Raw genomic sequence first — 13,764 nt, forward strand, 5'->3', positions numbered from 1 at the left:
GGCCGCGAGGATCAATTTTTGGTAAATCAGTCGCCCGTCAGGATGCGGTCGATCAACTGCTTTACGGTCGGGACAAAGCCGTTCGAATAGAAAGGATCACGTCCGAATTCATAAGCCGAATGGCCAGCAAACATCAGATTTTCGTCGATCGGTTCGCCATGGGCAATATTCTGCAGGCTTTTCTGAATGCAGAAGCTGCGCGGATCGGCAAGCCGGCCCGTCGAATTATTGTCATGGTCTTTCCACGATGAAAAACCGCAATGCGACAGACAGCCCATGCACTCAGCCTGATCCTTGCGGATGACATTGGCTTCATCAGGGGCCGTGAACACCAGCGTGTTGTCCGGCGTTTTAAGTGCCGTGGTAAAGCCCCGTGCATCCCATTCACGCGCACGTTGCAGATCATGCGGCGTGACCCAGAAATTCTTGCCGCGAACGCCGCAATCGAGCTGCGCGGTGTGATCGCCTGCACGCTCCGTCGAATAGGGAATCTGCCGGTCAGACCGCGACTGCAAATGGCGCAGGAACGGGTTGATAACTGCACTGGAGTAGAAACCGGTTGGCGAAAATTGGTGCAAAAGCACGCCGCCTTCGGGGATCTTGGTAAGATGGTCTTTCCAGCCCTGCGGGATCGGGCTTTCCTGCGTCAACAGTGGACGGGTACCGAACTGGAAGGCAATCTGGCCAAGTTCCGGATTATCGACCCAGTCATTCCAGTCACGCAGATACCAGACACCACCGGCCATCACGATCGGCACTTCATCGCTGATCCCTTCAGCGCGCATCGTATCGCGCAGCGCCTTGACCCGCGGATAGGGATCTTCGGGCTTGGTCGGATCTTCGGCGTTCGACAGACCGTTATGGCCACCGGCAAGCCAAGGGTCTTCATAGACCACTGCGCCCAGCCATTCGGGAACCTTGTGATACGCACGCTTCCACAGCGCACGGAAGGCACGGGCCGAACTGATGATCGGCAGGTAATAGACACCATATTGCGCCGCGATTTCGGAAAGCTTGTAGGGCATGCCTGCGCCGCAGGTGACGCCGGTTACCAGCCCCTTCGTCTTTTCCAGGATACCGTGCAGGATGCGTTGCGCCCCGCCCATTTCCCAAAGCACGTTGATGTTGATCGCGCCGGCAGGGCCAGCAATGTCATAAGCGCGTTGCACTTGGGTGATGCCGCCGCGAATGCCATATTCGACCAGTTCTTCATGCCGTTCAGTACGGGTGCGGCCCTTGAATATCTGCGGAATGAAATCGCCATTATCGTCATAGCTGTCCGCATTGACAGCCGACACCGTGCCAATCCCGCCGGCAGCTGCCCATGCGCCACTGCTGGCATGGTTGGTGGCGGCAACACCTTTGCCGCCCTCGATCAAAGGCCAGACTTCGCGACCGCCATAGATAATGGGTTTCAGACCCTTGAACACTGCAGACTACCCCTAAACAAAAAAGCCGTCCCCCGACGGTCTCCCCTATAGCAGAATCGCTAGACGAATGCCTCAATCTTGTCGCGCAAAATCGGCGCGCCGCATCGTCGCCCCATATAATTGCTGGTATCGGGCAAGCATATCGCCCTCGCGATATTCGGCCAAGGCCCGCGCGAAATTCGCATGGCCCAGATCAATGCGCAGCGTTTCATTGGCTGCCAATGCGGCGATTGCCTGGGCCAATCCAGCCTCGTCACCGCGCTTCACAAGAAGAGGGCGATTTTCACGCGAAATCATGTTGGCGATATCACCCACATCGGTCGCCACAATCGGCCTGCCTGCCGCCATTGCCTCAATCATCGAGATCGGGAATTGTTCGCTGTCAGACGATAACGCGAAGATATCGAACAAGGCCATGAACCGCGCCGGATCCTTCAGAAAGCCGGGCATGATCAGCCGGTCGGCAAAACCCAGCCTTTCTGCCTCTGCCTGAATCGCCGCCCGTTCGGGACCGTCGCCGGCAATCGCAAGACGCATATTAGGCCCCGCGGCCGCAACCGCCCGGACCAACATCGGCAAATTCTTGACCGCGCGTAGCCCTGCAACGGTACCGACGACAATCTCACCCTCGCGCTTTACCCAACCGGGAAACGCCCCGCGCTGCGGCCTTTTCTGGTAACGATCGACATCAACGCCATTCGGAAAGCGGTAGATTTTTTCAGGTGGCTGATGCCAGGCCTGTTTCGCGATCTTTTCAAGCGTACGCGACGGCACAACGATACCAGCCGCGCGCTGCAAGGCGATGATGCGGAACCAATTGCGTTTCCAGTTCAGCGTTTCGGCCTCATCCTCGTTAAACCCATCCTCATGATGGATTAACGGCGGCAGCCCCATTGACGCGCCGAGCAGCGTCCGCGCCATCACCCCGTCCATCGCGCCCCAATTATAGCTGAGTATGAGGTGGAAGCGTTTCATATATTGGCCAAGCCGGCGGTAGCGCCCCATGCTAGGCCTGCCGTAAAGCGCGGGGGCATCCTCTCCGGGAAAATCTACCTCGATCCGCTTATCGATCGCCTCGCGAGCGCCAATCGCGGTGGGCATCGCCGTAAGGATACTATGCTTTGCCTTGTCCCCGAAATGGTTGATCAGCCGCACTGCCCGGGCTTCCTTGCCGCCCAGATCAAAACTGCTGAAAAGATGGAGAATACGGACTTTGCTCATCGTCATTTGATCGTTTTCAGAAACTGCAGGATTGCCTCTTGCGCATCAGGCTCATCAAGCGATGGCGCATGGCCGACGCCTTTCACCGTCGCTAGCGCGGCCTTTTCCGACTTTTTGATCATTTTGGTTCCAACCGTCTTTTCAAGGATGTCGGATTTCTCACCGCGCATGACGAGCAATGGAACATCGGCAAGCGCGGCAAAGGCAGGCCAAAGGTCAACGCCAGCTTCGCCGCCGGGAAGCTTGAAAGGCTCCGCAATTTTCATGTCATAGTCAAAGGTTATGCGCCCATTTGCACCCAGCTTGCACGCACGCTTCGCAAATCGCAGCCATTCTTCCAGTCCATAGGCGGGATAGATATCCCCCTGCGCTTCGGCCATCGCACGCGCAGCGTGCATCCATGTTTCAAAACTGCGCCCCTGGCCAATATAACTACGAATGCGTTCTGCACCCGACTGGCCGATTTCCGGTCCTATATCGTTCAGGATCAGCCCGGAGAGCCTTTCCTTCCACGCCCCGGCCAGCAACATTGAAACGATGCCACCCAGCGACGTGCCGAGCAGAATGAAATTTTTGAGGTCCAGTTCGCGCAGCAGTACATCGACATCCTGCACATAGCTGAGCGGCACATAGCTCATCGGATCCTTGGCATAACCGCTTTCGCCGCGCCCCCGAAATTCCAGTGCCAGCATGCGGCGCTTGCCACCCAGCATTTGCGCAACCGGCTCGAAATCCCGGGCATTGCGGGTAAGGCCGGGCAGGCAAATGACAGGTGCCTTCGATTTCGGCCCCGGATAGTCGCGATAATGCAACCGGATACCGTCTCCCGACCACCAGTAGCCGTCAATATATTCGGCCATGCTTGCCTTTCCAGCGTTCCGCCTCCAGATCGGTGGCGATGAATCTCCAACCTTTACCTGCCCCCTACCTTGCCGATCCGAAAATCGCCAGCCTTGGCGCACAGATTGGCGATCCCGTTCGCGCCGCGTCATTCCCGAAGGCCGTTTTGCGGTTCCGCAATGATCGCTGGGCAGCAAGCGTCGGCCTCGACGACCTTTCAGACACTCAATGGATCGACCATTTCGGACGGTTCACTCCGCTGCCAGGCAATTTGCCCGAGCCGCTCGCGCTCCGCTATCATGGGCACCAATTCCGCGTCTATAATCCGAACATCGGGGATGGTCGCGGCTTCTTGTTCGCCCAGTTGCGTGACCATGAACACCGCCTTCTCGATCTGGGCACCAAGGGAACGGGGACCACACCTTATAGCAGGGATGGCGATGGTAAGTTGACGCTTAAGGGAGCGGTTCGCGAAATTCTGGCGACCGAAATGCTGGAAGCGCTGGGTGTCGAGACATCGAAGACTTTTTCGGTGGTCGAAACGGGCGAAGAGTTGTGGCGCGGCGACGAACCCTCGCCCACCCGATCGGCTGTCCTTGTACGACTGAGCCACAGCCATATCCGCATCGGCACCTTCCAGCGCATAGCCTTTGAAGATGATGCCGAACGAATGAGCGCGTTAGTGCATTATGTGCTGACCAATTTGTACGGTGCAACACCGGGAGAAAATCCGGCCGCGCAGTTGATGCAGCTCGCTGTCGGTCGCATCGCCGACCAAGCGGCCGCCTTCATGGTCGCAGGCTTCGTCCACGGCGTCCTCAACACCGACAATATCAACATCACCGGCGAAAGTTTCGATTATGGCCCTTGGCGGTTCAACCCGACATGGAACCCCCATTTCACTGCGGCCTATTTCGATCAGAACGGACTATATGCCTTTGCCCGCCAGCCAGAGGCGATGCATTGGAACCTAGCTCAGCTTGCCATTTCGCTGCGACTTATCTGCGATTCGGCGCCGCTGGTCGAGGCACTAGAAAGCTATGGTGCACGTTTCCAGGCAGCGCTGGTGCGGCGCTTCCTATGGCGATTGGGTGTGAAGACGAACGGCTTCGATGCCGACCGGGCGCTGGTTGAGGCAGCGGAAAAGGCGATGATCCATTCGGACATACCGATTGCCGAATTTTTCGCTCGGCATCGCGGCGGACATATTCCCGGCCATTGGAGCGGAGAATATTATGCAGGCTTCACTGCGCTGCTGGAAAGCTATCAGTCGAACATGACAGATGATGCAGACGGTTCACTTCCGACATGTTCGATGCTGATCGATGAGGTAGAAACAATCTGGGCAGCGATTGCCGAGCGTGACGACTGGACGCCGCTGCATGACAAGGTGAATGCCATTCGACAGCATGGCCGCGCGTTGCGCGAACGCTGATTTTACACGACTTTCCGCTCGGGAATTTACTTGATATAAAGCTGGTTGCAGCCATTTATGGTAAATGTGTCTCTCCACGGGCTCCAGACAGGGCAGTTAGCGCGTTGAACGAACTGGTTTCATATGAGCCGGCTACCGGCGCTGAGCTTTGGCGGGGAAAACCCAGCGACGTGGATGCAGCAGTTGCTGCTGCACGAAAAGCATGGCCACTTTGGGCGTCCAAGCCGCTAGGCGAACGCGTTGAAAAAGTAAGGCACTTCGCAAACCGCACACGGGGCGAATTGGAAAAATTCGCCGATCTGATCGCACGCGAAACCGGAAAGCCTCTATGGGAAGCGCGCACCGAGGTGGAATCGGTGATCAACAAGGTCGATATCTCGGTCAAGGCCTATGCCGACCGCACGTCGCAGCGCCGCTTCGAAGGAAAGCCCGGCACGCGAAGTGCGCTGCGCCACAAACCGCATGGGGTACTGGCGGTTTTGGGGCCGTATAATTTTCCGGCACATTTGCCCAATGGCCATATCATCCCTGCCCTGATCGCGGGCAACGCCGTCGTCTTCAAGCCTTCGGAAAAAACCCCTGCCGTGGGTGCGATGCTGGTCGATCTCTATCGCAAGGCGGGGATCAGCGAGGGCGTGATCAATATTGTTCAGGGCGGGCCCGAAACCGGCAAGGCGCTGTCGGCGCATGAGTGCATTGACGGCCTGCTGTTCACCGGATCGGCGACGACGGGCATTGCGCTCAACCGCCAGTTTGCAACGCGTCCAGACAAGATCCTCGCACTTGAAATGGGCGGAAACAATCCGATCATCCTGTGGGATACGCGCGATTTGCACAGTGCCGCGGTACTGGTGGTGCAATCGGCTTTCCTCAGCGCCGGACAGCGTTGCACGGCAGCGCGACGGTTGATCATCAAGGATGATATGTTCGACCAGTTCATGCCCGAACTGAAACGGCTGACCGACCGATTGGTGATTGGCGATCCACATGGCGAACCGCCCCCCTTTATGGGACCGGTGATAGATAATGAGACTGCCGACGGGCTGACCGAGAGTTTTCTGGCCATGATGAGCCATGGGGGGCGGCCAGTGCGCCACATGACGCGGCCGATCAAAGACCGACCCTTTATTTCGCCTGGCATCATCGACGTGACCGACATGGCCGAACGGCCCGATATCGAATTGTTCGGCCCGCTTTTGCAGGTCGTCCGCGTCTCCGATTTCGACAGCGCGATCCATGAAGCCAACAACACCCGCTATGGACTGTCAGCGTCGCTGATCGGCGGCACCACCGACGAGTATAACCAATTCTGGGCAAACAGCCGGGCCGGTATCGTCAATTGGAACCAGCCGACGAACGGTGCCTCTTCTGCAGCGCCTTTTGGCGGAATAGGCCTATCGGGCAACCATCGCCCCAGCGCCTATTACGCCGCGGATTATTGCGCCTATCCAGTGGTTTCGACAGAAGCGGAAAATCCCAAGGCCATGATCGGTATAGGCTTACGCGATGAAACCATATCCTTTTCGGGCGATGCCCCGGCACGAACAACCGAATAGCCAGCCCCAGTGAAATCCGCAGACATTTTCGAATTTTACCGGCGGCTTGCCGAAGCCAATCCGTCGCCGGAAACTGAGCTGGCCTATGGCAATGTCTATCAATTGCTGGTCGCCGTTGTCATGTCAGCGCAATCGACCGATGTCGGCGTCAACAAGGCGACCAAAAAGCTGTTCGAAACGGTCAAAATGCCGCAGCAGATGGTGGCATTGGGCGAAGACGGCCTGAAGCAACATATCAAGACAATCGGCCTGTTCAATTCCAAGGCCAAAAACGTCATCGCCCTTTCCGAAATCCTGATCCGTGACCATGGTGGCGAGGTGCCCGCGGACCGCGATCTTCTGGAGAAATTGCCCGGCGTCGGGCGCAAGACCGCCAATGTCGTGATGAACACCGCCTTTGGCGCAGAAACCTTTGCTGTCGACACCCATATCTTTCGCGTCGGCAATCGAACCGGCCTGGCTAAAGGCAAGACCCCGTTGGCGGTCGAAAAGGCACTGGACAAGAAGACTCCCGGTCCGTTCAGGCTGGGCGCGCATCACTGGCTGATCTTGCATGGCCGCTATATTTGCAAGGCGCGTACGCCTGAGTGCTGGCGATGCCCGGTTGCCGACCTGTGCCGGTACAAACCCAAAACCCCTGCGCCCTTTACCAAATCGGTCAGCGCGGGTTAAGCTGCAACCGCATATACATCGGGCCTCTCATAAAAGGACACAGCCATGAAACAGAAAATAGTCTGGGCCGCACTGGCAAGTCTGGCAATCGGCGGCGTTGCCACGGCAGCAATTTCGGGCGAAAGCGTGAGCGACCGGCGCGCCAAGGCGCTTGCTGCCTACACCCCCGTCGGCAAGGCGAAGGATTGCGTCACGATCAGCCAAATCCGCTCAACGCGCGTCATTGATAACAAGACGATCGATTTTACGATGGTCGGCGGAAAGGTCTATCGCAACACCTTGCCCTACAGCTGCCCCAGCCTGGGCTTCGAGCAGCGTTTTTCCTATCGCACCAGCACCAGCCAATTATGCAGCGTTGATACCATTCGCGTTCTGCAGGCATTTGGCGGCGGCGTGCAGGAAGGCGCAGGTTGTGGTCTGGGCAAGTTTCAGCCGATGGAAAAAGTGAAAAAGCGCTAAGCGCCCGTCCTACTTTGATCTTGCGCAAATAAAGGCCGCCATATTGGTGGCATGATCCCCTTGTCGAATAAACAAACGACAAACAGACAAGGACGGAAAATGACCCATGTTGCCCACGAACTTCACGACGCCTTCCCGCAAGACGGCACGATCCTGCACGATCTGAAAGTCGGCAACCCCCATTTCGGAAAACTGGCTGATCGCTATCATATGCTGAACCGCGAGATCCACCGGATCGAATCCGGGATCGACGCCGCATCAGATGCGCGCGCGGAAAATTTGAAGAAAGACCGGCTTTCAATCCTTGATGAAGTCTCGGCGCTGATCGCATCGGCCCGGACGGCGGGGGCCTGACCATGGCTAGCCACCCCAACACATCGGCTATACTTGCCGCACGGCTTTCCGAACTGGATAGTCGTTCCGCCCGGATCGAAGCCGATCTTGCCGAACCGTTGAGCGCGGATTTCGAAGAACAGGCAACCGAACGGGAAGATGATGAATCGCTCGCCCAACAGCAGGCTTTGCTCGCTACCGAAATCGCTGCGGTCAAAGCTGCATTGGCCCGCATTGACGAAGGCAGCTATGGCGAATGCGTAAGGTGCGGAAACCCTGTCGGCGACAAACGTTTGGCCGCCTTTCCTGAGGCTGCACTGTGCATTGATTGCGCGCGCGAGGCCGAGGCGCACTGACCTTTTTGGTCAGTGTCGATGCAGCCCACGGCTTTCAGCGAAAATTTCCCATGCGGAAATGAACATCGCAGCGATCACTGGCCCGACGATCAAGCCGTTAATCCCCATCACACTCAAACCGCCCAACGTCGAAATCAGCACGACATAATCGGGCATCTGTGTGTCTTGACCGACAAGGATCGGGCGCAGGACATTGTCGACCATGCTGATGATGAAAAAGCCGCACAGCAAAAGCACCATACCCTGCCAAACACTGCCGGTAACCAGCAGGTAGATGCCGACCGGAAACCAGACGAGCCCGGTCCCAACCGCAGGGATCAACGCCAGCAGCCCCATCACCACGCCCCACAAAACGGCGGCGCGAATATCAAGAATCGCGAATAGCAACCCGCCCAGCACGCCCTGCACGATTGCAACGATCACACTGCCCTTCACAGTGGCGCGGATCACCGTCGTGAATTTTTCGAACAACGCACTACGCTGCTCGGCGCGCAGCGGCACGACTTCACCGATACGGCGGGTCAGATAACGCCCATCGCGCAAGAGAAAGAATGTGAGATAGAGCATGACGCCGAGCGCGAGCGCGAAGTTGAAGGCTTGCTGGCCAATACTCACCGCTTGTTGCGCGATGATCTGCAAACCGCCGGTCAACACCGAACTCAGCCGTTGTTGCAGACCGGAAATGTCGGAGACAACATAGCGCTCGAAATAGCCTTGCCATTGCACAGGGATGATCGACTGCACGTTGAGCAGCAGTCGGCCGAGGTTTATTTCCTGCGACTGCAGCGAGTTATACGTCCGCAGCGCCTCTTCGACCATCAGCGTGCCCACGGCAAAGGCAGGTACAATCACCAGCGCCACCACCATCAAAAGCGTTGCCGAAGCGACGCTGTTACGCCGCGCCGGGTTGATCAGAAGCAGTCGGTCATGCACCGGCGCAAAGGCGATGGTTACGACCAGCGCCCACAGGATCGCGCCGAAAAACGGCCAGCTGATCCACGCCATTGCAATCGTCGAAACGATCACAAACCCAAGCAGGACCCTGTCTTCGAACAGCGTCGATTCCGGTGGTGTGGTTTTGCGTTTCCGGGCTGCAGACTTTACGGGATCGCTCATAACCCGAGGATATAGCGCCGTTTCAATGACCTGTCATGCCGAGAGTGCGGCCGGCCTAACCGCCGCCATGATAATAATCATGCACCGTCTGGGCGACCGCCGCAGAAACCCCCGGCGCTTTCTGAAGATCCTCAAGGCTCGCAGAACGTACCGCACGGGCGGTGCCAAAATGCAGAAGCAGCGCCTTCTTGCGCGCAGGACCGATACCGGGCACTTCATCAAGCGGGCTGGCCGTGATCGCCTTAGCGCGCTTGCTTCGATGCGCGCCAATTGCAAAGCGGTGCACCTCGTCACGCAACCGTTGAAGATAGAAAAGCAGCGGCGAATTGACCGGCAAGGTCAACTCACGGCCATCGGGGAAGTGGAAAACCTCACGCCCTTCGCGGCCATGATCGGGGCCTTTGGCAATGCCGATGAAAGGAACATCCTCGATGCCGAGCCGGTCGAGCACCCGCTTGACTGCACTAACCTGCCCCCTGCCACCATCGATCAGGATGAGGTCGGGCCAGCTTTCATCGCGCTCGGCATTATCGTCTTCCAATAATCGCCCAAACCGGCGCTCCATCACTTCGCGCATCATCGCAAAGTCATCGTCGGTGGCGGCCTGCTTGATATTCCACTTGCGATACTGGCCCTTGATGAAGCCTTCCGGCCCGGCAACGACCATCGCCCCGACGGCGCTGCTGCCTTGGATGTGGCTATTGTCATAGATTTCGATCCGCTGCGGCGGCTCGGCAAGGTCGAACAGATCGGCAATTTCGCGGAGCAGCCTGCCCTGCGTTGTCGATTCTGCCAAGCGCCGGTCGAGCGCCTCAACCGCATTGCGTGACGCCTGCTTTACCAAGCGCACCCGGTCACCCCGTTGCGGTACCGAGATTTCAACCTTCCGCCCGGCTTTTTCCGACAGCGCCTGCTCCAGCAACGCAGCTTCTGGTAGGCCGCGATCGAGGAGGATGCTGCGTGCAGGGGGCACCTCTTCGTAAAATTGCGCGAGCACCTGCATCAACACTTCTTCCTCGCTCGCCTCCGCAGTGTGGCTGGGGAAGAAGGCACGATGCCCCCAATTCTGGCCGCCGCGAATGAAGAAAGCCTGGATGCCGACATGACCCTGCTTCGCAGCAAGCGCGAAGATATCGGCATCGCCAAGACCTTGCGCATTGATCGCCTGACTGCCCTGTATGAAGGTCAGCGCCTTCAGCCGGTCGCGTAAAAGCGCCGCACGTTCAAAATCCAGCTCCTCTGCAGCCGCCTCCATTTCCTTTGCCAGCTTGGCCTGTACGGCGATGGACTTGCCTCCCAGAAAGGCTTTGGCGTCGGCAACCAGTTCATCATAGCCGGCCGTGTCAATCTTGCCCACACAAGGCGCCGAGCAGCGCTTGATTTGGTAAAGCAGGCAGGGGCGGTCGCGATTGTTGAAAAAACTGTCGGTGCAACTGCGTAACAGAAACAGCTTTTCCAGCGCATTGAGCGTGGTGTTGACCGAACCGGCGCTGGCAAAGGGGCCGTAATAGTCACCCTTGTGACGGCGCGCACCTCGGTGTTTCTGAATGCGCGGAAAATCATGATCCGCCCGCAACAGAATAAAGGGGAAGCTTTTGTCGTCACGCAACAGGACATTATAGGCCGGGCGATACCGTTTGATCAGCTGCGCCTCGAGCAGCAGCGCCTCTGCCTCGCTATTGGTTGTGACAATCGTCATGCTGCGCGTCAGCGAAACCATACGCCGCAAGCGGTTGGGCAGACGCTCGACCTGCGTGTAATTGGTCACCCGATTGCGCAGCGCCCGCGCCTTGCCAACATAAAGCACATCGCCGCGCGCATCGTGCATACGGTATACGCCTGGTTTTGTACGTAGCGTGCGCAGGACGTTGCGGATCGCAGCGACGCCCGTTTCCAGATCGGGCTGGTCAGCGCCGCGCACGGCAAAGGTCTGCGCCTCTTCGTTGAAGCGCGATGCGGCATTGGGCAGATCGGGGCGGTCAGCTTTGGACATAGGGAATGTTTATGGTAACGGGCTGTAGCTGGGCGAGAGAGAGAGTAAATGCAAGTAGCGGGAAAAACGATTTTATTGACCGGTGGCACCGACGGTATCGGCCGCGAACTGGCAGAGCAATTGCGGGCCAAGGGTGCGCAGCTGATTGTCAGCGGGCGAACGCCGGAGCGCATAGCCGCAGCCAAGGCTGCTGGCTATGAGGTAATAGCAGCCGACCTTTCAACGGCTGCGGGCGCGGATATCGTCCTAGACGCAGTCAAGGGACGCACTATCGACATTTTGATCAACAATGCGGGTTTGGGCAGCGATCATGATTTTCGCGTGGGTGCGCCTGATCTTGGCGACAATGATCGCTGCATCTTTGCCAACCTAAACGCCCCGATCCACCTTATCGCTGGGTTGATGCCGTTGCTAAAGGCGCTGCCAGAGGCGATGATCGTCAATGTCACATCAGGCCTGGCGATTGCTCCGCGCTCTGGCGGGCCGATCTATTGCGCAACGAAGGCAGGGCTGCGCAGCTACACGCTGGCGCTGCGCGAACAGATGAAGGGCAGCAACGTCCACGTTCTGGAAGTGCTGCCGCCGGTTGTCGAGACAAAGCTGACTGCTGGGCGCGGCAGCCGCAAAATGAGCGTAAAGGCCTGTGCTGCGGAGATCGTCCAGGCGATGGAGAATAATGCCAAAGAGGCGAATGTTGGCATGACAAAGCTGTTGCGGATTGTTGAGAGCATCTCGCCTGCGCTGGCCCGGAAAATCATGATCCGGTTCTGATCGCTGATCGTTGCTGTTCGACCCTGGAAAATCAGCAGGGCGACATTTGTATATCACTTAATTGAAAAAGGCGCGTCCCTTGCGAGGCGCGCCCTTTCAATCCCTCCCGCAATCGGGAAGCGTATAAGCTCAGTTCAACTTGGCGATCGTTTCGTTCACCAGGTTCGCATCGGTCTTCGCATCATGATGGACTGCGATCAGCGCGGCAGCTGCGGCAGCTGCGGCCTGGGCAGCCGAAGCGCGGACGTCTGCAACAGCAGCGCGCTCTGCAGCGGCGATCTTGTCTTCGGCTGACTGGGTGCGGCGTGCGATCAACGCGGTCGCATCGGCCTTTGCTTTGGAAATGATGGCCTTAGCCTCTTCCTCTGCATGGGCTTTCATCGCTTCGGCATCAGCAGCGGCCTGTTTGGCCCGCGCTTCATATTCCGACTTGATGGCTTCGGCTTCCTTGCGAAGATTGGTCGCCTGATCGAGTTGCGCCTTGATGGCGGCGATCTGACTGTCAAGTGCCGCGCCAATCATGGCTGGCACTTTCTTCCAGATAGCAAGGCCGATCACAACAAGCATTGCGACCGCGACCCACATGGTCGCGTCAAGGCCGAGCGCCTTGGGCTTTGCATGGGCTTCCGCACCAGGCACTTCGGTCGTGGCGTGCGTCTTTTCAGTCGCGGTCTGTTCGACCGGAGCGCCATCCACCGTCGTGTCATCGATAATGGCCTTTTCGGCGGCCATTGCATTGGGGGCTGCAGCCTGTGTCATCAGCTCATTACCGCTTTCACTGCAGACGCTGCCTGCGCAGCGCTGACTTTTGCACCCGATACCTTGGCAACAATGTCTGCTGCCGCTTCAGCTGCGACAGTTTCAATGCCTGCCATTGCCTTATCCCGCGCCTTGGCGAGGCTGGTTTCGGCTGCGGCAAGCTTTGCCGAAATCTCCTCGTCCGCCTTTGAGAGACGGGCCTCCGCCTCCTTGGCACCCTTGGCCTTCGCCTTAGCTGCCTTGGCCTGCGCATCACTGCGCGCAGCATTCAGGGCATCGCCACCTCCGGCAACCAAACCTTCTGCCTCGGCCCGTGCCTTTTCGGCAGCAGCCAGGTCTTCGGCGATTTTCCGGTCACGAGCTTCGACATTGGCATCAATCTTTGACACCATGCCACGGCCGATCACGAAATAAAGTAGGCCGAAAACCAGCAGCAGCCAGAAAAACTGCGACGCATAGGTTTCCAGAATCTGGGCAATCTGAGGCATTGATTCCGCTCGCTTGAAGGAGGGTTTCGGATACTTAAAAGATCAGGGGGGGTGCCCCCGGCGTCAATGCGCCGGGGTGTCCTCCCCTAAGCTCGAAATTAGGCGACGAAGATCAGGATCATCGCAACGACGAACGCCAGCAGGCCGAGAAGCTCGGCAGCGGCGAAGCCGATGAACAGGCGGCCCTGCTGGCTGTCAGCAGCCGCGGGGTTGCGCAGCGCGCCCTGAAGGAACGAACCGAAGACGTTACCAACGCCGCCAGCTGCAAGGCCTGCACCGATAGCTGCGAGACCGGCGCCGATCAATTTTGCTGCTTCTGCTTCCATTTTACTAAC

At 58.0% G+C, this 13,764-nt stretch carries 15 protein-coding genes; 7 read left to right on the forward strand and 8 right to left on the reverse strand.

All coding sequences use genetic code 11. The annotated features are described in order from the left end of the window. Window positions 1-26 precede the first annotated feature (26 nt). From RSE16_12975 to RSE16_12985, 3 genes are all read right to left on the reverse strand, one after another. Entirely contained in the window at window positions 27-1,430 is a 1,404-nt protein-coding gene (locus RSE16_12975; protein ID WRH75605.1) for a nitronate monooxygenase, read from the reverse strand. 72 nt (window positions 1,431-1,502) lie between these two features. Beyond that, entirely contained in the window at window positions 1,503-2,651 is a 1,149-nt protein-coding gene (locus RSE16_12980; GenBank protein ID WRH75606.1) for a glycosyltransferase, read from the reverse strand. A gap of 2 nt (window positions 2,652-2,653) precedes the next feature. Beyond that, window positions 2,654-3,511 (reverse strand): alpha/beta hydrolase, encoded by an 858-nt coding sequence (locus RSE16_12985; protein ID WRH75607.1) that lies wholly within the window; start codon window positions 3,509-3,511, stop codon window positions 2,654-2,656. Between the two features lie 38 nt (window positions 3,512-3,549). On the opposite strand from RSE16_12985, the gene RSE16_12990 reads away from it, so the two are divergent. The 6 genes from RSE16_12990 (at window position 3,550) to RSE16_13015 (ending at window position 8,302) form a co-directional block, all read left to right on the forward strand. Continuing rightward, the gene (locus RSE16_12990) at window positions 3,550-4,926 is read left to right on the forward strand and encodes a YdiU family protein (protein ID WRH75608.1); all 1,377 of its coding nucleotides are present in this window, start codon (window positions 3,550-3,552) and stop codon (window positions 4,924-4,926) included. Between the two features lie 104 nt (window positions 4,927-5,030). Then, window positions 5,031-6,482, forward strand: coding sequence for a succinylglutamate-semialdehyde dehydrogenase (astD, locus tag RSE16_12995; protein WRH75609.1), 1,452 nt, complete (start codon window positions 5,031-5,033; stop codon window positions 6,480-6,482). Window positions 6,483-6,491: 9 nt separating this feature from the next. After that, entirely contained in the window at window positions 6,492-7,154 is a 663-nt protein-coding gene (gene nth / locus RSE16_13000) for an endonuclease III (GenBank protein WRH75610.1), read from the forward strand. Window positions 7,155-7,199: 45 nt separating this feature from the next. Then, window positions 7,200-7,613 (forward strand): hypothetical protein, encoded by a 414-nt coding sequence (locus RSE16_13005; protein ID WRH75611.1) that lies wholly within the window; start codon window positions 7,200-7,202, stop codon window positions 7,611-7,613. Between the two features lie 99 nt (window positions 7,614-7,712). Continuing rightward, window positions 7,713-7,967, forward strand: a complete 255-nt coding sequence (locus tag RSE16_13010; protein WRH75612.1) for a DUF465 domain-containing protein — start codon at window positions 7,713-7,715, stop codon at window positions 7,965-7,967. Between the two features lie 2 nt (window positions 7,968-7,969). Then, complete coding sequence (locus tag RSE16_13015; GenBank protein WRH75613.1) at window positions 7,970-8,302, forward strand: TraR/DksA family transcriptional regulator; 333 nt, start codon at window positions 7,970-7,972, stop codon at window positions 8,300-8,302. Window positions 8,303-8,311: 9 nt separating this feature from the next. Here the strand turns inward: RSE16_13015 and RSE16_13020 are convergent, their stop codons facing one another. Beyond that, on the reverse strand, window positions 8,312-9,418 hold the full coding sequence (locus tag RSE16_13020; GenBank protein WRH75614.1) for an AI-2E family transporter: 1,107 nt from the start codon (window positions 9,416-9,418) through the stop codon (window positions 8,312-8,314). Window positions 9,419-9,473: 55 nt separating this feature from the next. Continuing rightward, entirely contained in the window at window positions 9,474-11,411 is a 1,938-nt protein-coding gene (uvrC, locus tag RSE16_13025) for an excinuclease ABC subunit UvrC (GenBank protein ID WRH75615.1), read from the reverse strand. Window positions 11,412-11,459: 48 nt separating this feature from the next. On the opposite strand from uvrC, the gene RSE16_13030 reads away from it, so the two are divergent. Continuing rightward, window positions 11,460-12,182 carry an SDR family NAD(P)-dependent oxidoreductase gene (locus RSE16_13030; protein ID WRH75616.1) on the forward strand — a complete coding sequence of 241 codons (723 nt, stop codon included), beginning with the start codon at window positions 11,460-11,462 and terminating at the stop codon, window positions 12,180-12,182. A gap of 129 nt (window positions 12,183-12,311) precedes the next feature. On the opposite strand, the gene RSE16_13035 is transcribed toward RSE16_13030, so the two are convergent. The 3 genes from RSE16_13035 to RSE16_13045 form a co-directional block, all read right to left on the reverse strand. After that, entirely contained in the window at window positions 12,312-12,941 is a 630-nt protein-coding gene (locus RSE16_13035; protein WRH75617.1) for a F0F1 ATP synthase subunit B, read from the reverse strand. After that, the gene (locus RSE16_13040; GenBank protein WRH75618.1) at window positions 12,941-13,429 is read right to left on the reverse strand and encodes an ATPase; all 489 of its coding nucleotides are present in this window, start codon (window positions 13,427-13,429) and stop codon (window positions 12,941-12,943) included. The genes RSE16_13035 and RSE16_13040 overlap by 1 nt, the downstream gene beginning before the upstream one ends. A 98-nt stretch (window positions 13,430-13,527) precedes the next feature. Next, window positions 13,528-13,755 carry a F0F1 ATP synthase subunit C gene (locus RSE16_13045; GenBank protein ID WRH75619.1) on the reverse strand — a complete coding sequence of 76 codons (228 nt, stop codon included), beginning with the start codon at window positions 13,753-13,755 and terminating at the stop codon, window positions 13,528-13,530. Window positions 13,756-13,764: the final 9 nt, after the last annotated feature.

The organism is Sphingobium sp. (assembly GCA_035196065.1).
GTDB lineage: Bacteria > Pseudomonadota > Alphaproteobacteria > Sphingomonadales > Sphingomonadaceae > Sphingorhabdus_B > Sphingorhabdus_B rara.